This window comes from Lysobacter sp. Soil_N_51 (assembly GCF_057655755.1).
Map to the genome: position 1 here is coordinate 356,767 of NZ_JBDGLR010000001.1, position 22,078 is coordinate 378,844.

A 22,078-nucleotide genomic window follows, 5' to 3' on the forward strand; every position below is an offset into this window, starting at 1 on the left:
GTGCCCAAGTCGACATCGCCGTCCCTGTAGGAGCGGCGTGAGCCGCGATCGCGAATCCGCATCAACGCCGCATCCACTCGGAAGCAAAAAACACCCCACCCATCACCCAAACCGATCCACCTGCGCCCTCAACACCCCAGGCCGCAACTGCCCCACCCAATCGCGATCATTCGCCACCTGCGCCCGCGCCCGACTCGCCTCCAGCGCGACGAAATCCAGATCCGCATACGCCCAACGCTGCCCACCGCGCGTCTGCGCCAACACCCCGTCCGCCGGCAGACCCACATCCATCGGCGCATACACCGCCGCCTCGCCGGTGTTGGTGTCCAAGGCCGGACTCCATAACGCCTCGCCCGCGGTCACCGCCTGCGCAACGAAACAACGGTTTTCCAGCGCGCGCGCCAGACACCCCACCCGCACCCGGGTCGCGCCGGCCGCGGTGTCGGTGCAACTGGGCGCGATCAGCAAACGCGCGCCGGCTTCGCATTGCGCGCGCACCGGCAACGGGAACTCGATGTCGTAACAGATCGCAATGCCGGCGCGCTGTTCGCCCAGGGCGAAGGTCTTGAGCGCGTCGCCGGCCTCGATCACCCCGGCCTGTTTTTCGAAACCCGTGAGCTGCAACTTGTCCTGCCACAGGCAACCGCCGTCGGGCGCGAACGCATAGCTGCGGTTGCGGTAACGACCATGACCGGGATCGAACAGGAAACTGCCGGCGACGATATGCAGCCCCAATTCGCGCGCAAGCAGAGCGAAAAAATCCAGCCAGGCGCCGTGATAGGCCTGGGTCGCGACCAGCGAGGCATGCAGGTCGCCCTGAGTCGCCGCGCCGAAGGTCGCGCCCAGTTCCAGCGACAGGTATTCGGGCAACACCGCCAGTTGCGCGCCGCTGCGCCGCGCTTCGCTGAGCCACTGGGCCTGTTTGTCGGCGAATTCGGCGAAGGTGCGCGGCGCGCCGATCGCGTACTTGGCCACGGCCACCCGCATCATGCGCGCCCCAGCGGCCGCAGCCAGAAACTCAGGGTGTGTTCGCGCTCGCCGCGGCCGACTTCGTTCCACGGCAGGCTCGCGCGCAGTTCCGGGCGATGGGTGTAACCGCGTTTTTTCCAGAACACCTCGTTGCCGCGATGAAACGGCGGCTGGCGCGAGTCGCCGGGCTCGCGCTCGACCGCGCAGAACGTGGTCCAGTTGAAACCGCCGAGCGCGCGCGCATGCGCCTCGCGCATGTCGAAGAAACGATGGCCGACGCCGCGCCCGCGGTAGTCGGGCAACAGCACCGATTCGCCGCAATAGAACACGTGATCGACATCGAGCGGATGATCGTCGAAGGCGGCGCGAAACTCGGGGATTTCATCGCTCATCGGCACGCCGGTGGACGCGCCGACGACGCGCGCGCCGTCGAAGGCCAGCACCGCGATGCTGCGCCACGAATCGCGATAGGTCTGCAGGTACTTGGCCTCGTAGGCCGCATCGCCGTCGTACAGATACGGCCAGTCGCGAAACACCGCGATGCGCAGGGCGGCGATCGCGTCCAGATAGGGCGTGATTTCGGCGCCGGCGTAGCTGCGGATCTCGGGCATCGGTTTCTTCATATCGGCATCTTGATGAGCGCTGGGGGCCGGCGCGGGGCGGCGGGCGCCGGGCGGATCGGGTGATCGCGGAACCGCATCTTCCGCCGCCGCCGACGATCCTGCCAATCGGGGCTGGCCCCAGGCCTCGCGTCCTGGCCTGGAAACGACAGCGGCGGCAGGCATCGTCGCCTGCCGCCGCCGGGGGGACGGTCGTTTACAACGCCGGGCGTTTACAGGGCCGGCGGGACGCTGGGATCGCGCGGCGGGGCCGCGCTGGCCGGTGCCGGAGCGACACTGCGCTTGGCCGCCGGGCCGGCGTTGCCGCCGAGCTGATACCAATCGACCTTGCGGGTCAGCGCCATGATCGCGGCCAGGATCACGAACAGCAGGCCGGCGCCGAGCACCAAGGCGTTGTCTTCCGAGATCAGCAGGCCGTACAGCGCGCCGTACAAGGTCACCAGCATCGCGCCGAAGCCCAGCGCGCGCACCACGCTGCGCAGCACCGCGCTGAGGTAGAACACGATCAGGCCGATGCAGGCGACTGTCGCGGCCAGGTAGGACAGGCCGAAATCCATGTGTTCGCTGAGGCTGACCAGCAGCAGGAAGAAGATCGCCAGCGCCAGTCCGACCAGGCCGTACTGGATCGGGTGGATGCGCAGCTGCTTGATCAGTTCGAACATGAAGAAGCCGACGAATGTGAGCAGCACGAACAGCAGACCGTACTTGGTCGCGCGATCGGCCTGCGAGTAGACGTTGACCGGGTCCTTCATGGTGACCTGGACGGCGTTGATGTCGCCGCCGGCCGCGCCGTCGACCGAATCGTCGCCGATCACCGTCACCGACGGGATGATCGTGCCGGCCTGATATTGGCGCTGGGCGTTGGTCGCGACCGACGACACTCGCCATTCGGCCTTGAAGCCCTTGTCGGTGATGCCGTCGGAGCTCGGCGGGAAGCTACCGCCGAAGTTCGGATGCGGCCACGAGGAGTTCAGCGCGAAGCGGTTGTCCTTGCCCAGCGGCACCAGCGCCAGCGACTCGGTGCCGCCCAGGGCGAACTCCAGCTGAGTCTGCAGGCGCAGCTGCGTGCCCGGCGCCGGCGCGGCGAGCCGCGCATGGATGCCGCCGCCGTCGCGCGTGCCCAGGCCGTCTTCGATCGCCGCCTGCGCGCCGTCGAGTTTCAACTTGGGATCGCGCAGGCCGCGCACGTCGGCGAAGGCATAGCTCAACCACGGCTTGCCGATCACGCGGGTGATGCCCGACACCGTGGTGCCGGCCGCGGCGACCGGATTGGCCGGGATGTTCGCGGCGAAATCGGCCTCGGCCTTGCCTTGCCAGGTGTAGACCAGGACCTTGTGCAGGCCGAGCCGGCGGATATCGGGATTGAGGTCGCCGCTAACCGCGAGCTTGTTGGGGAAATAGGTCCAGCGGCCCTGTTCGCGATGCACGGTGTGCTTGACCACGCCCTTGTCGTTGGTTTCCGCCTCGACCCAGGTGTCCTCGTAGGGCACCACCAGCGCCGGCCCCGAAAACGCCTGCGCGCCGGCATAGCTGCGCGCCACCGTGGCGACCGCCTGGGCGCGGTAGTGCTGCCGCTCGGTGATGATCCCGCCGATCATCAGCAAGGGAATGAGTATCGCCAGGGTCATGCCCAGCACCATCAGCATCTTCAACCACACCCGCATGTCGTACTCCTTCCGTGACGTTGGCGCACAGCTTGGGGGCCGTGTGCGGGGAGGCGATGACGTTGCGGTGTTGGGTTGGTGAAGTGGTGGTGAAGCAAAGGCAAGAGCAAATCCCCCGCGCCAGTCGACGGCGTGGGGCTTCGTGCGACGCAGGGCGCAGCCCCCTTTTACAAAGTGGGCGATTTTTCTGGGGCTGACGAAAAGAAGCGGACGCTGCTGCCGGCGGCTTGTTTGCTGTTGCTACTGCTACTGCTGTTGCTGTTCCCACCTTTGGAAAAGGGGGCAGGGGGATTCGCTTTTGCTTTGCTCTTCCACCGAGTAGTAGCAAAAGCAAAAGCGAATCCCCCGCGCCAATCAGCGAAGTACAGACTTCATGCAACGCAGGGCGCAGCCCCCTTTTACAAAGTGGGCGAATTCTCCAGGGGCGAATCTTCCACGAGCCAATTTCGCGATAAAGGGTGGGCGCGAACAATCCCAACCAACCGCCCTACCCCGGCACCACCAGACTAGCCACCGCCCCACCCTCATCGCGATTGATCAGCGCCGCCCCACCGCCATGCAGCGACGCCACCTCGGCAACGAAGCACAACCCCAGCCCGCTGCTGCGGCTGCCGCCGGCCGGTCGCGGTAACGAATAGAAGCGCTCGAACACCCGCCCCACCGCGTAATCCGGCACGCCCGGCCCACGGTCGCTGACCTCGACCCGCTGCGATTCCCCATCGCGGCGCAGACGCAGCACGATCTCGCCCTGCGCCGGCGAAAAATCCGCCGCGTTCTCGATCAGATTGATCAAGGCCTGACGCAACAAAAACCCATCGCCGAGCACCGGCGGCAGGTTCGGTTCCAGGTCCAGCAACAGCTTCGCGCCGGTCCGGTGCAGCCGCTGCGCGCATTGCTCGGCTGCCTCCTGAGCGATCGCGGCCAGCGCCACCGGCTCGGGTTTCTCCAGCCGCTGACGGTGTTCGACCGCGGCCAGCGCGAGCAATTTGTCGATCATCTGCGCCAGACGCTCGGCCTGGCTACGGATGCTGCCGGCGAAGCGCGCGCGGTCGGCGTCGGCCATGGTGCCGTCGCCGGGCGGGGATTCGAGCAGTTCCGCGCTGCCGCGGATCGCCGCGAGCGGGCTCTTCATTTCGTGGGTCAGGGTATGCACGTACTGCTCGACGTACTGCTTGCCCTCCAGGCGCGTGCGCATGGTTTCCAGGGCGCGGCCGAGTTCGCCGAATTCGCCCGCCGCATCCGGCGGCGGCGCGCGCGCGCCGGCGGTGACTGCGTGCGCGTAGCGCCGCAGCAGGTCGATCTGGCGCGACAGCCACCACGACACCAACACGCCGATCAGCAAGGCCACGCCCATCAGCACGAAGCCCCAGCGCATCACCACCGACTGGCTGCGGGCGATGAACGGCGCGATCGCGCTGTTGGGCTTGGCCACGGTCAGCGAACCCACGACCCGCCGCGCGTCGTCGCGGATCGGCGCGGCCACGTACATGATCGTCTCGTCCGGATTGTTCTGCGCGGCCGGGCTGGAGCGCGCGCCGTAGCGGCCGCGCAAGGTCAGGTAGACATCGTTCCAGCGCGAGTAATCCTGGCCGACATCGCGCCCGTCGCTGTCGAACACGACGATGCCGCGCGCGTCGGTGATGTAGACGCGATACGTGGTCGCGCGCTTGCGAAAGCCCCAGATCGCCGCGCCGACGTCGCGTTCGCCGAGCGCGCGCACGCGCTTGGCGAAATCGCCGTGGTCGATGCGGCCGGCGAGGAAATCGTCGGCCGCCAGTTCCGCCAGGATGTTGGCGGTGTCGACCAGGGTGTCTTCCATCGCCTGGCGCACGCCGGGCTTGACCTCGGCGACGAACACCCGCGCCAGCAGCAGCGCGGCGACCGCGACGATCAGGAAATACCCCAGAAAGATCCGCAGCCCGATGCGCATGCCGATAGCCTCAGCCCAGTTCCAACGAGTACCCCAGGCCGCGATGGGTGCGGATCGGGTCGCTGTCGGGGCCGATTTCGCGCAGCTTGGCGCGCAGGGTCTTGATGTGGGTGTCGACGGTGCGGTCGCCGCTGTCGAGCGCATCTCCCCAGACCCGGTCCATCAGCTGCGCGCGCGACAGCACCGCGCCCGGGCGCTGCAGCAGCGCGGCCAGCAGGCCGTATTCGTAGCGGGTCAGGTCCAGCGCCTGGCCGCGGTAACGGATGCGCTTGCCCTCGCCGTCGTGGACGAAGCCGGCCTCGGACTCGGCCGGGATGTTCGCCCCGCCCTTGCGCCGCAGCACCACCCGCACCCGGGTGGCGAGTTCGCGCGGCGAGAACGGCTTGGTCACGTAATCGTCGGCGCCGATCTCCAGGCCGAGGATGCGGTCGGCCTCGGCGTTCTGCGCGGTCAGGAAGATCACCGGCAGGTCGCGATCGCGGCGCAACTCGCGGCACAGGGCGAAGCCGCCGATGTCGGGCAGACCGATATCGAGCACGGCCAGGTCGTAAGCCACCCGCTGCGCCTCGCGCAGCGCCTCGCCGCCGGTGAGGCAGTGGGTGGTCTCGAAGCCCTCGGCGCGCAGCGCGTACAGCACGGTGTCGGCGATGGCGGATTCGTCTTCTACTAGCAGGATGCGCATAAAGCCGGGATTCGAGATTGGGGATTCGGGATTCGGGAGGGGACTGACATGCCGGCAATGGTGCCCGATGCGGCGCAAAACCGCTTCATCGGCTGCGATCGGGCACGCTACGCAGCCCCAACCCGCATAATGCCCCGCGAAAGGCCGTGCCCCGCTTTTCCCAATCCCGAATCCCGAATCCCAAATCCCATGAACTATCGCCACGCCTTCCACGCCGGCAACCACGCCGATGTGCTCAAACACATCGCCGTGCTGGCCCTGTGCGACGCGCTGACCGCCAAGCCGGCGCCGCTGTTCGCGCTCGATACCCATGCCGGACGCGGGCTGTACCCGCTCGACGGCAATTCGGCGCAGCGCACCGGCGAGGCCGAGGGCGGCATCGGCCGGCTGCTCGCCGAGGCGCCCAAGCAGCCGGCGATCGGCCGCTACCTCACCGCCGTGCGCGCCTGCCGCGCCGAGCACGGGCCGGCCGCTTATCCGGGCTCGCCGTGGCTGCTCGCGCACGCCCTGCGCGACGACGACCGCATCGCCGCCTGCGAACTGCAGCCGGAGGAAGCGGCCCAGCTCAAGCATCATTTCGAGAACGACACCCGCATCGCGGTCCACGCCCGCGACGGCTACACCGGGATGAAGGCGCTGTTGCCGCCCAAGCTCGGCGCGACCCGCTTCAACCGCGGCCTGGTCCTGATCGACCCGCCGTACGAAGCGCAGTTGGAAGAATTCGACACCGCCCTGGGCGCGCTGCGCGATGCGTTGGCGCGCTGGCCGCAAGGCATCTACGTGTTGTGGTATCCGATCAAGCGTCGCCGCTCGCTGCAATCGTTCTACCGCCGCGCCGCGACCCTGCCGGCCAAATCGGTGATGACCGCCGAACTGCTGGTGCGCGCCGACGATTCGCCGCTGCGCATGAACGGCAGCGGCCTGTTGCTGCTCAACGCACCGTGGCAATTCGATCGCACCCTCGACGCGGTGCTGCCGGTGCTCGCGCGCACCTTGGGCGAAACCGCGGACGCGTCCGCCGCGATCACCTGGCTCAAGCAGGGCGATTAAACGATCTCTGCGGCGCGCGGTTGTACGCCGGCCTTCTCCCGCCGTCTGAGCCTCACGGCTCAGGCGAGCCGATTCAGCTCGGACGGCACCGATCCGACCTTCATCCCGCGATGTGAGCGAAGCCGTATCCGCACGTCGTGTTCTGTCGATCGATCACAAACCCAACTGCGCACCCGATCACACCCTGCGCTGCGTCGTCGCACGGGCCATCGCCGCGATACCGCGTTGCAGCGCAGCGAGACACCCTGCCGCTCTGGTCGCCTAACGCCATCGCCGATTGCATTTTGCCCTCGCGCATCGCCATCGCGCGGCCGTCGCGAGCCGTCTGAGCAAGCCAAAAACCACTCGAATATCGGCATTTTTGCATGCCGCTTCATGCGCGGCCGGATCGCACACCTGTCAGAAAATCGCCTTGCGGCTACACCGACATTCGGCGTATGACGGCCCGTGCCCAATGACGGGCCCAGACAGGAAGTTCCCATGATCAGGAAGAAATCCACCCTTCTCGCCCTGTGCGCATTCGCCTTCGGCATCGGCATGGCGACCACCGCGATCGCCGCGTGCAACAACACCTGCCGCCTGGGTTGCGAACGCGCGTACAGCCTGTGCGATCCCAACACCACCGATTGCGAACTGAACTACGCCAACTGCTATCGCAGTTGCGGCTGCATCATCCCCTGATCGCGGGACCCGATCGCGAGATCGGGCAGGCGATTCACCCGCGGCCGGAGAGCCACCTCTCCGGCCGCGGGCCACCCGAGGCGACGCCTGTTTCACCTTCGCACCCGATTGCCAGGCGACCAGCCGCCACCGCGCGCTCCACTGGACCCACCCGGCACCTCCGACTGCCGGCGCACAAGGCCGCGGTCGCTCACCACACGTTGCAACGACGCTCGTCATCGGCATCGTTGCCATCAATCCGCTGACCCCGATAAAGGATTGCCCATGACCCGTCCGACCAAACGATCCAGGACCACGCTGCTGTTCGTCTGCACCTTCGTGTTCACCGCCGGCCTGTCGACCACCGCGCTCGCCGCACTGTGCACGCCGCAGGCGATCGTCAATTGCGAACGCATCCAACGCAATTGCCTGTCGAACGGCCTCCCGCCCGACGTGTGCGAGCGCGCCTACCTGGGCTGCATGGGACGCGCCGGCTGCGAAGTGCCCTGACGCCGGTCGGCTGTCGCCGTATCGTCCTGCGCCAGCAGGCGGTCCGGCGACGGCGCCGCGCGACCGACACCGCCCGCTGCGTGCGTGCGCGCGCCGCGCCACCGCGTACGCCATCGGCTCGGCGCCTAGCCTCCGCGCGCGGCGCGCGGCCACGGCACCGGCCGGCGCATTTCCACCAGGTCGTACCCGGGCGCGAAGCCGTCGGCCTGTTCGCGGATCACTTCGAACCCATAGCGCGCGTAGAAGTCGCAGCTGAAACGCGTGGTCTCGATCACCACCGCATTGAAATCCCCGTCGGCGTCGATCCGGCGCAGACGCTCGCTGACCAGAAAATCGCCGAGGCCGCGCCGGTGCAGGTCGCGCCGCACCATTCCCCAGCACAGCGCGGCGACACCCGGCTGATCGTCTATGCCGTCATAGCCGCCGCAGGCGACGATGCCCTCGCCGGCCAGTTCGATCACCCAATACCGATCGATGTCGCGCAAGGTCTGCAGGAAATCCTCGAGCTCGACCGCGGCGAAATACTCGGGCACGTTGGATTCGAACAGCGCCACGCAGGCGGCGTGGTCGTCTTCGCGGTACGCGCGCGCAACTGGCTCGCTCAAGTCGGCATGCTCAATAGCAATCCCAGTGGTAGGACACGCGGCTGAAATCCGCACGCGCCAGATCGGCCGGGTCGATGAAGAAATTGGCGATGCCCGAATCGCCCCACATCAGCTCGTCGTCGCTGTCGAGCTGGAACAGCAGCACCCGCTTGTCGTCGGCGCCGCGCGGATCGTCCTGAGTGAAATCGGGATAGCCGCCGAGCTTATGACCGGTGCGATCGAGGTAGTCGGACACTTCGTCGCTCAGATCCTCGACGGCGACGCGATCGTCGACGTTGGCGCTGATATAGCGCTCAGACAAGGCATAGATGTTGGTACCGAGCACCTTGTCCAGGCCGACATCGTGGATGCCCATGGTTTCGTGGTCGGCGCTGAAACGGATGCGGCGCGGTTTGGCCGGGTCGAACGGCAGCGCGTCGAGGCCGGCGCTCGCGGCCGGCGGCGCGATCGCCGGCGCGCTCGCATCGGCCCAGTAAACCACCCGAAAACCCTTCGGCTCGGCCAACGCATCCATGCGCTTGGGGCCGTGCGCCGCGTCGATGGCGGCGCCGTAGTAATCGTCGCCGGAGATGAAGAATTGCAGCATGCCGCGCTCGGGATAACCGGGCATCTTCGGCAATTCGCTGAGCTGGATCTGCGCCAGCAGGAACAACGGCTGACCCTGCGGATCGCGTGGGTAGTAGCGCCCGGCCGCCCAGTAGGCGCGGCCGCCGACCTTGCTGACCGCGACGTCGTCGGCCTTCATCGCCTCCAACGCGATCCGCGCCACCGGCCGCTGGGTGTTCTGCAAGGCCGGTTCGATCGGCGCCAGCACCGCCTTGGCGCGTTCGTCGTCGTCCTGGCTGCCGCATTGCGGCGCGTTGCGGTCGGCGTCTTCGAGCGCGGCTTCGGCTTCGACCTGCGCGGCGGCCCGCTTGTCGCGGGTGTCGATCTTGTAATAGACGAAATAGCCCACGCCGCCGGCGACCGCGAGCACCGCCGAGATGATCCCCACCGACACCAACACCGCCTTGCCCGTCTTCATCGTCCGCCGTCCATTCGCTTGCCGGTTCTCCACGCGGATTATGGCCAAGAACACGCCGTGAGGGCGAACCTCGTTCGCCCGCAGAACGCGCCCAGAAAAAAGCCGGGGGAGCGTCTGCTCCCCCGGCCGGGTTATTACGCGACGGCGCGAACGCTCAGTCGCCGAGCTTGAGGTCGGGCTCGAAGAAGCTCCAGCGCACTTCCGGGAAGGCCTGCTTCATCGCCCGCTCGACCGTGTTGATCTGCTCGGTCAGGCCGGCGACGCTCTGCTCTTCGCGCATCTGCGCCTGCACCGACACCATCACCTCGTTGCCGAGCTGCAGGGTGATCACGCTGATGACCTTGGTGATCTCCGGGCGCGAATCGAGGAACTCGCGGATCTGCTGCTGACGCATCGGGTCCACACTCTGTCCGATCAGCATCGCCTTGACTTCGATCGCGACGAACACCGCGACGATGATCAGCAGCGCGCCGATGCAGATGGTGCCGATCGCGTCCCAGATCGGGTTGCCGGTGAACACCGCCAGCAGCACCGCGCCCAGCGCCAGCACCAGGCCCAGCAGCGCGGCCAGGTCTTCGCCGAAGATCACCACCAGTTCGGCCTGGCGGCTTTCGCGGAACCACTGCCAAAGCGAGCGCTGACCGCGCGCCTTGTCCACTTCCTGCAGGCAGGCACGCATCGACACCCATTCGGCGGCGATGCCGAACGCCAGCACGCCGGCCGCCCACCACCACTGCTTCAGCGGCTCGGGGTGCTGCAATTTATGGATGCCCTCGTACAGCGAGAACATGCCGCCGACGGTGAACAGCATTACCGCGACCAGGAACGACCAGAAGTAGATCGCCTTGCCGTATCCGAGCGGGTAATCCGGCGTCGGCGGCCGCTTGGACTGCTTGAGCCCCAGCAGCAGCAGCCCCTGATTGCCGCAGTCGGCCAGCGAATGCACGGTCTCGGCCAGCATCGCGCTGGAACCGGTGAAGAACGCGGCCACGCCCTTGGCCACCGCGATCGCGAAATTGGCGCCAAGTGCAAACAAAATCGCGCGGGTCGAATCGCCACCACCTGCCATGACTGAACTGCTCCTTCGGGTCGAGCGGCGGAGTCTAGCATTGCCGATGCTGGCCTTTGGATAGGCCGGGGTGGGTGCCAGTGCGGGGGTGCGAGCGCGGCGTCATCCACGCAGGCAGGCGGGCCCGCGGCGTGGATGCAGTCGCGCGGTCGCGGCTTGCGCCGCTCCTACGGAAAGCCCATGCGGATTACACGGCCACCGGCAAGCAACGCCAGCCCCCCTGTAGGAGCGGCGCAAGCCGCGACCGCGCCAATCCACCCACCGCGCTCCCCGCGGCAAATGACGCACGACCAAGCGCCGTATTCAACGACACGACATCGCGGCGCACTCACATCGCGCCCATCGCCGGCAAAGCCATCGCCGTTCGAAACGCCGGTCTGCCGATTCGGCTCGTGGCTGTCGCACAGCGCCAGATTCCGCGCACGCGGCCGCCACTTTGCTGGTGCCAATTCGTCCTGCGCCAGCGCGGCGGCAGGCTCAACCTCACCGTCGGCACCGCCGGGCGACGCAAGCCGTCGCCGGACCCGTCCGCCCCCGTCCAGAACACCAAGGCCCGAGCGCGGGCCCGGCAACGGGCTCGGCCGAAAGCCGCCGCCCGGCTGAAGGCCGGCGCGCGGGGCACTGGCGTTTTGGCCGGCCATCGGGGCATTGTCAGGCCGTCATCACCCAGCCATCATGCGAGCAATTCTCATTTCCAGCGTGCATCGCATCAACGAAACCGCTGTACTGGAGCCTGCGCCGGCCCACCCTTCACCGGCGCAAGTCCGATGAGCCGAGATCCAGCGCGCTCAGCGCCGCCGACCGCACCGGCGAGCGCCCCTCACGAAGATGAAGGGCCAAATTCGTCACAATGTGCCACTATCCCAACCATGGCCACGCGTGAACGTTTGCCTCCCTGGCACGAACGCCAGCGTCTTCCCAACGGACGCGAAGTTCTGATCCGTCCGGTCCGGCCGGAGGACGCCGAGCCCCTGCGGGCCGGCTTCGCCCTGCTCCAGCCCGACGAAATCCGACAGCGCTTCCTGTATGCGCTCAAGGAACTCACCCCGGACATGGCAGAGCGCTTCACCCGAATCGATCCGCGCACCGAATTCGCCCTGGTCGCGGCCGAGCCACTGCCGCCGGGCGAAGCCCTGGTCGGCGCGGTCGCGCGGGTGGCGATCGACGAACGCACCCAGGACGCCGAGTTCGCGATCCTGGTCAGCCGCTACATCGCCAACATGGGCCTGGGCCGTTATCTGATGACCCGGCTGGTGAAGTGGGCGCGCGGCAAGAAGGTGCACCGCCTGTACGGCGACGTGTTCGAGCACAACACGCCGATGCTGTCGCTGGCCCAGTCGCTGGGCTTCGAGCGCGAATTCCAGCAGGACGCACCGGGCCTGATCCGGGTATCGCTGGACCTGCGCAGCACCAAGGCCGCCGCCGACGACCGCGCCAGCGGCGAGACCACGCGCGGCAGCTGAGATCGGCCGGCTCGCGTTTCGGCACGCGCCTCATCGCCATCTTCTTCACCGCCGCGGCGATCGCCGCGGCCTGCCGCTCGCATGCGGCATAGGCGTTCAAACACCGCGGAAAACCAAATGCGCCGTGCCCACGCGCACCGGCAAGGCTTGGCTGCTAGGCTGCGCTCGTGTCGCCATGGCCGGATGCCGCCGCGATTCGTTTGCGGCGCAATGCCGGTCGGTTACACCTTCGACAACCGCGTACGACAAGGAGTCTTTATGCAAACGACGACGCAGCGCTCAGGTTTCAAACGCCTCGCCATGCTGGCCACGATCGTGGTCGGCGGACTGTTCTCGGTGGCGAGCTCGGCCTTGCCGGTCCCGCCGTCCGGCAGCGGCTGGCTGGTCTACACCTACTACGGCCCGGCCGGTCGCGACGGCATCGAAAGAGTCGTCGGCATGCGCTATCAAGGCGCCGGCTGCCCCGGCCCGAGGCCGCTGGACTGGGGCCAGCAGACCGCGAAGTTCAGCTGGCACTACGCCACCTGCAACGCCAACCAGAACTGAGTTCGGCACCACCAAGCCCGATGCGGCCGCCCCACCCGCGGCGCTGATCCGCTTTCGCGCAAAAACGACAAGGCGCCCGTTCCTGGGCGCCTTGTCGCGGGCCGATCACGACCCCATTGAAACTACCGCGACACCGGTCAGAACGGCAGCGGCACGCTGTCCACGTCGTCGCACATGACCGTGGTGGTGTCCGAATACGGCGTCGAGGCGCCGATCAAGGAACCGGAACTGATCGCCGGGCAATCGCCGAAGAAGACCACTCCGGCGACATACGCGTGCGAGGCGTCGGTGTAGTAGCTGGTCACCGACACCGCGGTCGGCGGACGCGGCGGTTGAGCCGACGCCGACGCCACGACCACACCCATCACACCCAACGCCAGCAACGGCCGGCGGAACCGCGAAACCAACGAATCGAGCTTCATGACTGCACTTTCCTCCATGATCTTCATGAGCGTAAGGCCGATGCCGCGCGATGGCGGCTTCGGCCCGCGTGAGCCGGGCTCGGTGAGCGCCGGCCCCTGCGCCGGACGAACTGTTCCGGTCCGTCCTTCGGCGCCGCGCCATCATGCAGGCGAAAGCCCGCGCGCGCGACGTGACCTTATCTCCCCCGGCGGCTAACCTAGCCGCCCTCTGTGAGTTCCCCCAATCACGTGTCTGCCCTTCTGCCTAAAACCGGCCAGCAGCGCGCCTGGTGGCGCGCGCCGGCTTCGCCTTCCGCCCTGGCCTGGGCGATCGCCCGCGCCGGCGCCGATTACGACGGCCCGCTGCTCGTCGTCGCGCGCGACAACCACGGCGCGCATCAACTCGAATCCGACCTGCGCACCCTGCTGGGCGCGGACGCCGGTCACGACGGCGCGTTGCCGGTCCTGACCTTCCCGGATTGGGAAACCCTGCCCTACGACTTGTTCAGTCCGCACCCGGACATCGTCTCGCAGCGCCTGTCGGCCCTGCACCGCCTGCCCACGCTCAAGCGCGGCATCGTGGTGGTGCCGGTGCAGACGCTGTTGCAGCGGCTGGCGCCGTTGCGGCATATCGTCGGCGGCAGCTTCGATGTCCGCGTCGGCCAGGTGCTGGACCTCGACAACGAAAAGCGCCGGCTCGAATCCGCCGGTTACCGGCACGTGCCGCAGGTGCTCGATCCGGGCGATTTCGCCGTGCGCGGCGGCCTGCTCGACGTCTACCCGATGGGCGCCGACACCCCGTTCCGGGTCGAGATGCTCGACGACGAGATCGACACCATCCGCGCGTTCGATCCCGAATCGCAGCGTTCGCTCGACAAGATCGACCGCGTGCACCTGTTGCCGGGCCGCGAAGTGCCGCTCGACGACGCCTCGCTCAAGCGCGCACTGGATGCGTTGCGCGAACGCTTCGACCTCGATACCCGGCGCAGCGCGCTGTATCAGGATCTGAAGGCCGGCATCGCACCGTCGGGCATCGAGTACTACCTGCCGCTGTTCTTCGAACAGACCGCGACCTTGTTCGATTACCTCGGCGACAAGGTGCTGCCGGTGATCGCCGACGGCGCGCTGGACGCGGCCGATCAATTCTGGAGTCACACCGGCGAGCGTTACGAACAGCGCCGCCACGATCTCGAACGCCCGCTGCTGCCGCCCGATTCGCTGTACCTGACCCCGGTCGGCCTGCGCGAACGGCTCAATCAGGCCGCGCGCATCGAGTTGTGCGGCGAACAGCATCCGCAACGCACGAAGGCCGTCGCATTGGGCGATCAGCCCGCGCCGACCCTGCCGGTCGCCGCGCGCGACGCCGCGCCGGCCGAAGCGCTGAAGTCGTTCCTGAGCAGTTATCCCGGCCGCGTGCTGATCGCCGCCGACACCGCCGGCCGCCGCGAAGCCTTGCTCGAAGTGCTGCAGGCCGCGGCGCTCAAGCCCGATGTGGTCGCCGACTGGAAATCGTTCCGCGACGGCGCCAGCCGCTTCGCGATCGCGGTCGCGCCGCTCGACGACGGTTTCGCGCTCAGCGAACCAGCGCTGGCGATCCTGACCGAACGCCAGCTGTTTCCCGAACGCGCCTCGCAGCCGCGCCGGCGCAAGCGCGCCGGCCGCGAACCCGAAGCGATCATCCGCGATCTGGGCGAGTTGTCCGAAGGCGCGCCGATCGTGCACGAGGATCACGGCGTCGGCCGTTATCGCGGCCTGATCGTGCTCGAAGCCGGCGGCCAGCCCGGCGAATACCTGGAAATCGAATACGCCAAAGGCGACCGGCTGTATGTGCCGGTCGCGCAACTGCACCTGATCAGCCGCTACTCCGGTGCCTCGGTGGAAACCGCGCCGCTGCATTCGCTCGGCGGCGAGCAATGGACCAAGGCCAAGCGCAAGGCCGCGGAAAAAGTTCGCGACGTGGCCGCCGAACTGCTGGAAATCCAGGCCAAGCGCCAGGCCCGCGCCGGCCTCGCGCTGGATGTCGACCGTTCGATGTACGAACCGTTCGCGGCCGGTTTCCCGTTCGAGGAAACGCCCGACCAGCACTCCTCGATCGAAGCGGTGATCCGCGACCTCGGCAGCAGCCAGCCGATGGACCGCGTGGTCTGCGGCGACGTGGGTTTCGGCAAGACCGAAGTCGCGGTGCGCGCGGCCTTCGTCGCCGCCACCGCCGGCAAGCAGGTCGCGGTGCTGGTGCCGACCACGTTGTTGGCCGAACAGCATTACCGCAATTTCCGCGATCGTTTCGCCGATTGGCCGCTCAAGGTCGAGGTGTTGTCGCGCTTCAAGAGTAGCAAGGAAATCAAGGCCGAACTGGAGAAGCTGACCGAGGGCAAGATCGATGTCGTGGTCGGCACCCATCGCCTGTTGCAGGGCGACGTGCGCTTCAAGGATCTCGGCCTGGTCATCGTCGACGAAGAACAACGCTTCGGCGTGCGCCAGAAGGAAGCCTTGAAGGCCTTACGCGCCAACGTACATCTGTTGACGCTCACCGCGACACCGATCCCGCGCACGCTCAACATGGCCATGGCCGGCCTGCGCGACCTGAGCATCATCGCCACCCCGCCCGCGCATCGTCTGGCCGTGCAGACCTTCGTCGTGCCCTGGGACGACATGCAGTTGCGCGAAGCCTTCCAGCGCGAATTGTCGCGCGGCGGACAGGTCTACTTCCTGCACAACGATGTCGAAAGCATCGGCCGCATGAAGCGTCAACTGGAGGAGTTGGTGCCCGAGGCGCGCATCGGCGTCGCTCATGGCCAGATGGCCGAGCGCGAACTCGAAAGCGTCATGCTCGACTTCCACAAGCAGCGCTTCAACGTGCTGCTGTGCACGACCATCATCGAGTCGGGCATCGACATCCCGAACGCCAACACCATCATCATGAACCGCGCCGACAAGTTCGGCCTGGCCCAGTTGCATCAGCTGCGCGGCCGGGTCGGCCGTTCGCACCATCGCGCTTATGCGTATCTGGTGGTGCCCGACAAGCGCTCGATCACCACCGACGCGCAGAAGCGATTGGAAGCGATCGCCTCGATGGACGAACTCGGCGCCGGTTTCACCCTGGCGACCCACGATCTGGAAATCCGCGGCGCCGGCGAGTTGCTCGGCGAGGACCAGAGCGGGCAGATGGCCGAGGTCGGTTTCAGCCTCTACACCGAGTTGCTGGAACGCGCGGTGCGCTCGATCCGCCAGGGCAAGCTGCCCGACCTGGACTCGACCGAATCGCGCGGCGCCGAAGTCGAACTGCATATCCCGGCGCTGATTCCCGACGATTACCTGCCCGACGTGCACACCCGCCTGACCTTGTACAAGCGCATCAGCGGCGCGCGCGACAGCGAGGAGCTGCGTGAGTTGCAGGTCGAGATGATCGACCGCTTCGGCCTGTTGCCCGACGCGGCCAAGCATCTGTTCGCGGTCGCCGAACTCAAGCTGATCGCGACCAACCTGGGCATCCGCAAGCTCGACCTGGGCGAAAAGGGCGGCCGCTTGCAGTTCGTCGAACGGCCGAACGTGGACCCGATGTCGGTGATCAAGCTGATCCAGGGACAGCCGAAGCTGTATCAGATGGATGGGCCGGACAAGCTCAAGATCAAGTTGGATCTGCCCGACGCGCTGGCGCGGCTGGCGGCGGCGAAGGGCTTGTTGACCTTGCTCGATACCAAGCACTGAGGTTGCGCAGCGGACATCGCGCGCAGGACATCGCGCCGCCCACATCGCGCGCCGCGCGCTACTCCATGCCCACTTTGCAAAAGGGGGCAAGCGCCCGGCGTCAGCACGATGTCCGCTTGATCGATAGCGCGGGGGATTCGCTTTTGCCTCATTGCGATGACCGTGAGCGGAAAGCAAATCCCCCCTAGCCCCCCTTTTTCAAAGGGGGGAACGGTACGCCGCGGATTTCACTGACGCGGGCATTGGCGATATCACCATGCCCGCCGACACGCTCCTGTGCCTGTGTCATCCGCCCGCTTCGCTTTTACTCATTCCTCACTCCTCTCCCCTCACTCCTCGCACCCTGACATTCCACACTGACGCCCACCCCACACCCGCCCTACCATCGCCGCTCCCTTCCCAACCCGAGCGCCTCATGCCGTCTCGCCACGCACGCTTCCTCGCCCTCGCGCTGCTGATACCGGCGCTGTCAGGGCTCGCACTCACCGCAACGGCCGCGATGAAGATCGAACTCAGCCAACGCACCACCCTCAATCTCGCCGCGGTCAAGCAGATCGCCCAGGCCGCCGAGGACAAGGCGCGCGCCCAGGGCTTGAGCGTGTCGATCGCGGTCGTCGACGACGCCGGCCGGCTCGTGCATTTCCAGCGCATGGACGGTACGCCGAACTCCAGCGTCGAGGTCGCCATCGGCAAGGCCACGCATGCGGTCAACTACCGCCGCGATACCGCCTTCCATGAAAAGCTGCTCAGCGAAGGCAATAACGTCGTGCTCGGGCTGCCGTCGATCACGCCGATCGAAGGCGGCGTGCGCCTGTTGCACGGCGATCAGGTGATCGGCGGCATCGGCGTGTCCGGCGCGCGGGCCGCGCAGGACGGCGAGATCGCCCAGGCCGGCGCCGATGTGTTGAAGTAGGCCGGCCGCATCGTCCGCACTTCGAAGCGTTTCAGGGATTCCAGCATGGCTCCGATCACTCGTCTTTCCGTCCTGAGCTTGAGCGTCTTGCTCGCCGCCTGCGCAAGCGCGCCGCCGACGCCGGGCGCGAGTTTCGTGATCGTGCGCCACGCCGAAAAAGCCGACGACGATCCGCGTGATCCCAGCCTGAGCGACGCCGGCCGCGCGCGCGCGCAACGTCTCGCCGCCGCGCTGAAAAACCAGCCGGTGCGCGCGGTCTACGCCACCGCGTATCGCCGCACCCAGCAGACCGGCGAGCCGACCGCGCAATCGCATCGTCTGCAGGTCGTCACCTACGACGCCAAACAGCCGGCAACCGATTTCGCCGCGACCCTGCGACGCGAGCACGCCGCCGGCACCGTGCTGGTGGTCGCTCACAGCAATACCGCGCCCGACATCGCCGCGGCACTGTGCCAGTGCAAGGTGACGCCGGTGGCGGAGACCGAATTCGACCGGCGCATGCGTATCGACTTCGATCGCGACGGCCATCCGCGCTACAGCGAATCGCGCGATCAGTGACGCGGCGCGCGTAAGGCCAGGCCCGCGCGGCTGGACGCGTCATCCAAGATCGCCGAGCATGCCTCTTGCCCGTTCGTTTGTCCGTCCGCAGGGAGTTCCGCCATGAAATCCGCGTTGGTCGCCTCGATGCTGTCGTGCGTGTTCGCCCTGACCGCCTGCGCGCACGCCGCGCCGTCGGATCCCGCCGATGCCAAGCCCGAAGCAGGCGACAGCGCCCGGCCGGGGCAGCCGCTGTCGATGCAACCCGGCGATGAAGTGACCCTGCCCGACCGCTCGCGCCTGCGTTTCGTCGCCGTCACCGCCGATTCGCGCTGCAAGCCGGGACTGCAGTGCATCTGGGCCGGCGATGCGACCCTGGAGTTTCAATGGACCGGCAGCGACGGCACGCAGGCCACCGTGTCGCTCAACACGCCGGCGGAACCGAGCAAGAGCGCGGGTGCGTGGACGTTCGAATTGCAGGCGCTGGATTTCGCTGAGCCGCCGCTTGCGACGGTGCAATTCCAGGCGAAGTGACAGGCCGATCACGGGTTTGTCGTCCATCGGATCGATAGCCGGCTGAGGCCGGCGACAACTGTCGCGATGGGCACCGTCTCGCTCGATATCGCACCGCATCGCGCATGCGGCGCAGGCATCCCGCCGCCTGCCGCGACCAAGCCCGGCAACTGCAACACCGAGTTGCAGCATCGACACCGCGAATGCATAAAAGTCATGCCAATCTGCGGGTATCAGTCCTGCAGGAGTCCGTCATGACCACGATCATCGCCCCGCGCATCCACGATCTGGGCGGGTTCCAGGTACGCCGCGCCGTGCCGAGCGTGCAGGCGCGCTCGGTCGGTCCGTTCGTGTTCGTCGATCACATGGGACCGGCCGCGTTCGAACCCGGCCACGGCATCGACGTGCGCCCGCATCCGCATATCGGCCTGGCCACGGTGACCTTTCTGTGGGCCGGTTCGATCGGCCATCGCGACACCTTGGGCAGCGTGCAGGACATCCATCCCGGCGACGTCAACTGGATGACCGCCGGCCGCGGCATCGCCCACTCCGAACGCACCCCGGAAAAACCGCGCGCCGACGGTCATCCGCTGCACGGCATGCAGACCTGGGTCGCGCTGCCGCGCTCGTTCGAGGAAACCGCGCCGGCGTTCCACCACCATCCCGCCGCGACCCTGCCGCAGCTGCACCGCGACGGTGCCTGGTTGCGCGTGGTTGCCGGCCGCGGCTTCGGCCAGGAATCGCCGGTGCGCGTATTCGCCGACACGCTGTACGTGGCCATCGATCTGGACCCGGACAAGGAACTCGAGATCGAGGACAGTCACGCTGAGCGCGCGCTGTATCTGCTCGAAGGCCAGGCGCAACTGGATGGCGCCGACCTGCCGGAAAAACACCTGATCGTGCTCGACCCAGGCACCCGGCCGCGCCTGCGCGCAAAGACCCCGGTCAAGGCCATGCTGCTCGGCGGCGAACCGCTGGATGGGCCGCGCCATCTGTGGTGGAACTTCGTCTCAAGCTCGCGTGAGCGGATCGAGCAGGCCAAGCAGGACTGGGCCGAAGGACGATTCGGTCACATCCCGGGTGAGCACGAATTCATTCCATTACCTGAACGGTGACTTTTCCGAATCTGGCGTTTGTCAATCCCCGCAAAGTGGACTAAGGTCACAACCTATAGGACTCGCAACACCGCTTAACCATACATCCGGTTGCAGGGGGAAGTGTCGTGAAGTCATGGGGAAAGAACCAGCACGCTATGCCGTGGCTGGTGTTGTTGTTTGCATTGTGTGCCAACGCCAAAGCCCAGGACGCCGCTGCGGATGACCCGGGCAATTGCCCGGCGTTGCCTGCCAGCACCGGTTTGCGTTGGGAGTACCGCGCCAGCGCGGATTCGGATTTCTGCCGCGCTCTGCGCGCCGACGGCTCGGAAGCCTTCGGCCTGTACATCGCCAGCAAATCGCCGTTCACGCCCAAACGCAGCGATCGTGCCGAAGCCAGCACGATCGACGGCAAGGCGATGCATTGGTATCGCGGCGAGCTCGCCGGCAAACCCGATATCCAGGTCCGCGAAACGCTGATCGAAATCGGGTCGGGCAAGATCGCGCACATCTGGCTGCAGGCGGCGTCGCCGGACCAGCTCAAGGAGGTCATCGGCCAGACCGAGGGCCTGCGATTTCCGACGACCCAACTGAGCGCGAACAAGTAATTCAGGCAGTGAGTTCCAACAAAGCGACCGTGCTGGCCTCAGCGCGGTCGCTTTGCTGTGTCCGCGCTGCATATTTGTGATGTATTGCTCATTTTTGAGGAATCGGCCAGCATAAGAATGGCCTGGCTGAACAGGGTCGAACTGCCCCGTTCCAAGACTGAACAGGGCTGATCGTCGATCCGCAGGGCCTGCCCCACTACCTCAAAGGATGACGATCATGATCAAGCGACTCGGTGCGGAGTTCATCGGTACGTTCTGGCTGGTGCTCGGCGGTTGCGGCAGCGCCGTGCTGGCGGCCAATTTCGGCGGCGCGGGCAATCCGCTCGGCATCGGCCTGCTGGGCGTGGCGCTGGCGTTCGGCCTGACCGTGTTGACCGGCGCGTATGCGTTCGGCCACATCTCTGGCGGCCATTTCAATCCGGCGGTGAGTTTCGGCCTGTGGGCCGGCGGCCGGTTCCCGGCCAAGGACTTGTTCCCCTACATCGTCGCCCAGGTGCTCGGCGGCATCCTCGCCGGCTTCATCCTGCTGCAGATCGCCAGCGGCAACGGCAGTTTCGCCATCGACCCCAATGCGGCCGGCACCTTCGCCAGCAACGGTTACGACCTGATGTCGCCGGGCGGTTATTCGCTGACCGCCGCGCTGCTGACCGAAGTGGTGATGACCGCGATGTTCCTGATCATCATCCTCGGCGCCACCCACAAGAACGCGCCGGCCGGCTTCGCCCCGATCGCGATCGGCCTGGGCCTGACCTTGATCCATCTGATCAGCATTCCGGTCACCAACACCTCGGTCAATCCCGCGCGTTCGACCGGCGTGGCCTTGTTCGCGGGCGCCGCGGCGATCAGCCAGCTGTGGCTGTTCTGGGTCGCGCCGATCGTCGGCGGCCTGCTCGGCGGCGCGGTGTATCGCTGGCTCGGCAAGGACTGAAAGCTCGCTCGATGGGAAACGAAAAGCCGCGCACCTGCGCGGCTTTTCGTTTGGGCGCGACGCGGCGCTCGCGCTGCCTTCGACACGGGCATGCATCGATCGTCTGGACGCGATGCAATGCGGACTTCGCCGCAACGACATGAGCGAAACAACGAACAGCGCGTGAGGTAGACGCAGCAACGCGTCGCCGGTCAATGCGCCACCGACTAACGCACCGCTTCGTTCGCGACCTCGATCGCGGTCTGCTGCAACTGCGCGGCCAGGCGCGCGTTGCCGACCGCGTCGGCGGCGTTGAGCATCTGCGACACCGCCTGCAGCTGCTTGATGCCGCGCGGCGGGATCTTCTTGAGTTTGCCGCCGACGATCATCCAGCCGCTGGCGCCGTTGGCGACGCCGGCCGATACGAACGTGGCGACGAGGGTGATCTGCTTGGGATCGAGCTTGGTAGCCATACGATGTTGCTCCTTGTGACGCTCACCTCCGCTTGCGCGGCGGCGCGCGTGTCTTCGCCCATCGTCGCGGGCATGCGTCGATGTTGCGTCCGATAGAAAACAACGCGCGCGCCAGCGGGTTACGGACGTATC

At 67.0% G+C, this 22,078-nt stretch carries 21 protein-coding genes and 1 pseudogene; 12 read left to right on the forward strand and 10 right to left on the reverse strand.

Annotated features, from left to right (window positions below):
• Positions 1 to 102: 102 nt before the first annotated feature.
• The 5 genes and pseudogenes from AC3A4T_RS01655 to creB all read right to left on the reverse strand — a co-directional run bounded on the left by AC3A4T_RS01655 (position 103) and on the right by creB (position 5,865).
• Positions 103 to 987, reverse strand: a complete 885-nt coding sequence (locus tag AC3A4T_RS01655) for a carbon-nitrogen hydrolase family protein (protein ID WP_487674033.1) — start codon at positions 985 to 987, stop codon at positions 103 to 105.
• Positions 987 to 1,592 carry a GNAT family N-acetyltransferase gene (locus AC3A4T_RS01660; protein ID WP_487673781.1) on the reverse strand — a complete coding sequence of 202 codons (606 nt, stop codon included), beginning with the start codon at positions 1,590 to 1,592 and terminating at the stop codon, positions 987 to 989. The genes AC3A4T_RS01655 and AC3A4T_RS01660 overlap by 1 nt, the downstream gene beginning before the upstream one ends.
• A gap of 296 nt (positions 1,593 to 1,888) precedes the next feature.
• Positions 1,889 to 3,253: pseudogene (gene creD, locus AC3A4T_RS01665) on the reverse strand (cell envelope integrity protein CreD); the annotation flags it as partial.
• Positions 3,254 to 3,740: 487 nt separating this feature from the next.
• Entirely contained in the window at positions 3,741 to 5,183 is a 1,443-nt protein-coding gene (gene creC, locus AC3A4T_RS01670) for a two-component system sensor histidine kinase CreC (protein ID WP_487673782.1), read from the reverse strand.
• Between the two features lie 10 nt (positions 5,184 to 5,193).
• Positions 5,194 to 5,865 (reverse strand): two-component system response regulator CreB, encoded by a 672-nt coding sequence (creB, locus tag AC3A4T_RS01675; protein WP_056111404.1) that lies wholly within the window; start codon positions 5,863 to 5,865, stop codon positions 5,194 to 5,196.
• Positions 5,866 to 6,054: 189 nt separating this feature from the next.
• Here creB and AC3A4T_RS01680 point away from each other — a divergent pair, with 189 nt between their 5' ends.
• From AC3A4T_RS01680 to AC3A4T_RS01690, 3 genes are all read left to right on the forward strand, one after another.
• Complete coding sequence (locus AC3A4T_RS01680) at positions 6,055 to 6,915, forward strand: 23S rRNA (adenine(2030)-N(6))-methyltransferase RlmJ (protein ID WP_487673783.1); 861 nt, start codon at positions 6,055 to 6,057, stop codon at positions 6,913 to 6,915.
• Positions 6,916 to 7,395: 480 nt separating this feature from the next.
• Positions 7,396 to 7,596 carry a hypothetical protein gene (locus AC3A4T_RS01685; protein WP_036109252.1) on the forward strand — a complete coding sequence of 67 codons (201 nt, stop codon included), beginning with the start codon at positions 7,396 to 7,398 and terminating at the stop codon, positions 7,594 to 7,596.
• A 264-nt stretch (positions 7,597 to 7,860) separates the two neighbouring features.
• Entirely contained in the window at positions 7,861 to 8,085 is a 225-nt protein-coding gene (locus AC3A4T_RS01690; RefSeq protein ID WP_487673784.1) for a hypothetical protein, read from the forward strand.
• Between the two features lie 125 nt (positions 8,086 to 8,210).
• Here the strand turns inward: AC3A4T_RS01690 and AC3A4T_RS01695 are convergent, their stop codons facing one another.
• The 3 genes from AC3A4T_RS01695 to AC3A4T_RS01705 all read right to left on the reverse strand — a co-directional run bounded on the left by AC3A4T_RS01695 (position 8,211) and on the right by AC3A4T_RS01705 (position 10,783).
• Positions 8,211 to 8,690: a GNAT family N-acetyltransferase gene (locus AC3A4T_RS01695; RefSeq protein ID WP_487673785.1), complete on the reverse strand. Its 480-nt coding sequence runs from the start codon at positions 8,688 to 8,690 to the stop codon at positions 8,211 to 8,213.
• 10 nt (positions 8,691 to 8,700) lie between these two features.
• Positions 8,701 to 9,714 (reverse strand): YwqG family protein, encoded by a 1,014-nt coding sequence (locus AC3A4T_RS01700; protein WP_487673786.1) that lies wholly within the window; start codon positions 9,712 to 9,714, stop codon positions 8,701 to 8,703.
• Positions 9,715 to 9,868: 154 nt separating this feature from the next.
• Positions 9,869 to 10,783, reverse strand: coding sequence for a cation diffusion facilitator family transporter (locus tag AC3A4T_RS01705; protein ID WP_487673787.1), 915 nt, complete (start codon positions 10,781 to 10,783; stop codon positions 9,869 to 9,871).
• A gap of 869 nt (positions 10,784 to 11,652) precedes the next feature.
• Between AC3A4T_RS01705 and AC3A4T_RS01710 the strand changes: the two genes are divergently transcribed.
• Positions 11,653 to 12,246 (forward strand): N-acetyltransferase family protein, encoded by a 594-nt coding sequence (locus tag AC3A4T_RS01710; protein ID WP_487673788.1) that lies wholly within the window; start codon positions 11,653 to 11,655, stop codon positions 12,244 to 12,246.
• Between the two features lie 258 nt (positions 12,247 to 12,504).
• Complete coding sequence (locus AC3A4T_RS01715) at positions 12,505 to 12,792, forward strand: hypothetical protein (protein WP_487673789.1); 288 nt, start codon at positions 12,505 to 12,507, stop codon at positions 12,790 to 12,792.
• 137 nt (positions 12,793 to 12,929) lie between these two features.
• Here AC3A4T_RS01715 and AC3A4T_RS01720 read toward each other — a convergent pair whose 3' ends face one another.
• The gene (locus AC3A4T_RS01720) at positions 12,930 to 13,214 is read right to left on the reverse strand and encodes a hypothetical protein (RefSeq protein ID WP_487673790.1); all 285 of its coding nucleotides are present in this window, start codon (positions 13,212 to 13,214) and stop codon (positions 12,930 to 12,932) included.
• Between the two features lie 210 nt (positions 13,215 to 13,424).
• Between AC3A4T_RS01720 and mfd the strand changes: the two genes are divergently transcribed.
• The 7 genes from mfd to aqpZ all read left to right on the forward strand — a co-directional run bounded on the left by mfd (position 13,425) and on the right by aqpZ (position 21,494).
• Positions 13,425 to 16,901 (forward strand): transcription-repair coupling factor, encoded by a 3,477-nt coding sequence (gene mfd, locus AC3A4T_RS01725; RefSeq protein ID WP_487673791.1) that lies wholly within the window; start codon positions 13,425 to 13,427, stop codon positions 16,899 to 16,901.
• Positions 16,902 to 17,316: 415 nt separating this feature from the next.
• Positions 17,317 to 17,814 carry a GlcG/HbpS family heme-binding protein gene (locus tag AC3A4T_RS01730; RefSeq protein WP_487673792.1) on the forward strand — a complete coding sequence of 166 codons (498 nt, stop codon included), beginning with the start codon at positions 17,317 to 17,319 and terminating at the stop codon, positions 17,812 to 17,814.
• A 45-nt stretch (positions 17,815 to 17,859) separates the two neighbouring features.
• On the forward strand, positions 17,860 to 18,372 hold the full coding sequence (locus tag AC3A4T_RS01735; protein ID WP_487673793.1) for a histidine phosphatase family protein: 513 nt from the start codon (positions 17,860 to 17,862) through the stop codon (positions 18,370 to 18,372).
• 102 nt (positions 18,373 to 18,474) lie between these two features.
• A complete protein-coding gene (locus AC3A4T_RS01740; RefSeq protein WP_487673794.1) occupies positions 18,475 to 18,885 on the forward strand; it encodes a hypothetical protein in 411 nt (136 codons plus the stop codon).
• A 233-nt stretch (positions 18,886 to 19,118) separates the two neighbouring features.
• Positions 19,119 to 19,979 carry a pirin family protein gene (locus tag AC3A4T_RS01745; protein WP_487673795.1) on the forward strand — a complete coding sequence of 287 codons (861 nt, stop codon included), beginning with the start codon at positions 19,119 to 19,121 and terminating at the stop codon, positions 19,977 to 19,979.
• 107 nt (positions 19,980 to 20,086) lie between these two features.
• A complete protein-coding gene (locus tag AC3A4T_RS01750; protein ID WP_487673796.1) occupies positions 20,087 to 20,566 on the forward strand; it encodes a hypothetical protein in 480 nt (159 codons plus the stop codon).
• Between the two features lie 217 nt (positions 20,567 to 20,783).
• Positions 20,784 to 21,494, forward strand: a complete 711-nt coding sequence (gene aqpZ / locus AC3A4T_RS01755; protein ID WP_057923606.1) for an aquaporin Z — start codon at positions 20,784 to 20,786, stop codon at positions 21,492 to 21,494.
• A 206-nt stretch (positions 21,495 to 21,700) separates the two neighbouring features.
• Here the strand turns inward: aqpZ and AC3A4T_RS01760 are convergent, their stop codons facing one another.
• Positions 21,701 to 21,946: a hypothetical protein gene (locus AC3A4T_RS01760; RefSeq protein WP_056111352.1), complete on the reverse strand. Its 246-nt coding sequence runs from the start codon at positions 21,944 to 21,946 to the stop codon at positions 21,701 to 21,703.
• Positions 21,947 to 22,078 lie beyond the last annotated feature (132 nt).

What these genes read in the sequence shown, in the direction of transcription:
- AC3A4T_RS01715 (WP_487673789.1), top strand. Translation starts at nt 12,505, where the DNA reads ATGCAAACGACGACGCAGCGCTCAGGTTTCAAACGCCTCGCCATGCTG.
- AC3A4T_RS01705 (WP_487673787.1), bottom strand. Translation starts at nt 10,783, where the DNA reads ATGGCAGGTGGTGGCGATTCGACCCGCGCGATTTTGTTTGCACTTGGC.
- AC3A4T_RS01735 (WP_487673793.1), top strand. Translation starts at nt 17,860, where the DNA reads ATGGCTCCGATCACTCGTCTTTCCGTCCTGAGCTTGAGCGTCTTGCTC.
- AC3A4T_RS01660 (WP_487673781.1), bottom strand. Translation starts at nt 1,592, where the DNA reads ATGAAGAAACCGATGCCCGAGATCCGCAGCTACGCCGGCGCCGAAATC.
- creC (WP_487673782.1), bottom strand. Translation starts at nt 5,183, where the DNA reads ATGCGCATCGGGCTGCGGATCTTTCTGGGGTATTTCCTGATCGTCGCG.
- AC3A4T_RS01760 (WP_056111352.1), bottom strand. Translation starts at nt 21,946, where the DNA reads ATGGCTACCAAGCTCGATCCCAAGCAGATCACCCTCGTCGCCACGTTC.
- AC3A4T_RS01680 (WP_487673783.1), top strand. Translation starts at nt 6,055, where the DNA reads ATGAACTATCGCCACGCCTTCCACGCCGGCAACCACGCCGATGTGCTC.
- AC3A4T_RS01710 (WP_487673788.1), top strand. Translation starts at nt 11,653, where the DNA reads ATGGCCACGCGTGAACGTTTGCCTCCCTGGCACGAACGCCAGCGTCTT.
- AC3A4T_RS01730 (WP_487673792.1), top strand. Translation starts at nt 17,317, where the DNA reads ATGCCGTCTCGCCACGCACGCTTCCTCGCCCTCGCGCTGCTGATACCG.
- AC3A4T_RS01685 (WP_036109252.1), top strand. Translation starts at nt 7,396, where the DNA reads ATGATCAGGAAGAAATCCACCCTTCTCGCCCTGTGCGCATTCGCCTTC.
- AC3A4T_RS01655 (WP_487674033.1), bottom strand. Translation starts at nt 987, where the DNA reads ATGCGGGTGGCCGTGGCCAAGTACGCGATCGGCGCGCCGCGCACCTTC.
- aqpZ (WP_057923606.1), top strand. Translation starts at nt 20,784, where the DNA reads ATGATCAAGCGACTCGGTGCGGAGTTCATCGGTACGTTCTGGCTGGTG.
- AC3A4T_RS01690 (WP_487673784.1), top strand. Translation starts at nt 7,861, where the DNA reads ATGACCCGTCCGACCAAACGATCCAGGACCACGCTGCTGTTCGTCTGC.
- AC3A4T_RS01745 (WP_487673795.1), top strand. Translation starts at nt 19,119, where the DNA reads ATGACCACGATCATCGCCCCGCGCATCCACGATCTGGGCGGGTTCCAG.
- creB (WP_056111404.1), bottom strand. Translation starts at nt 5,865, where the DNA reads ATGCGCATCCTGCTAGTAGAAGACGAATCCGCCATCGCCGACACCGTG.
- AC3A4T_RS01740 (WP_487673794.1), top strand. Translation starts at nt 18,475, where the DNA reads ATGAAATCCGCGTTGGTCGCCTCGATGCTGTCGTGCGTGTTCGCCCTG.
- AC3A4T_RS01700 (WP_487673786.1), bottom strand. Translation starts at nt 9,714, where the DNA reads ATGAAGACGGGCAAGGCGGTGTTGGTGTCGGTGGGGATCATCTCGGCG.
- AC3A4T_RS01720 (WP_487673790.1), bottom strand. Translation starts at nt 13,214, where the DNA reads ATGAAGCTCGATTCGTTGGTTTCGCGGTTCCGCCGGCCGTTGCTGGCG.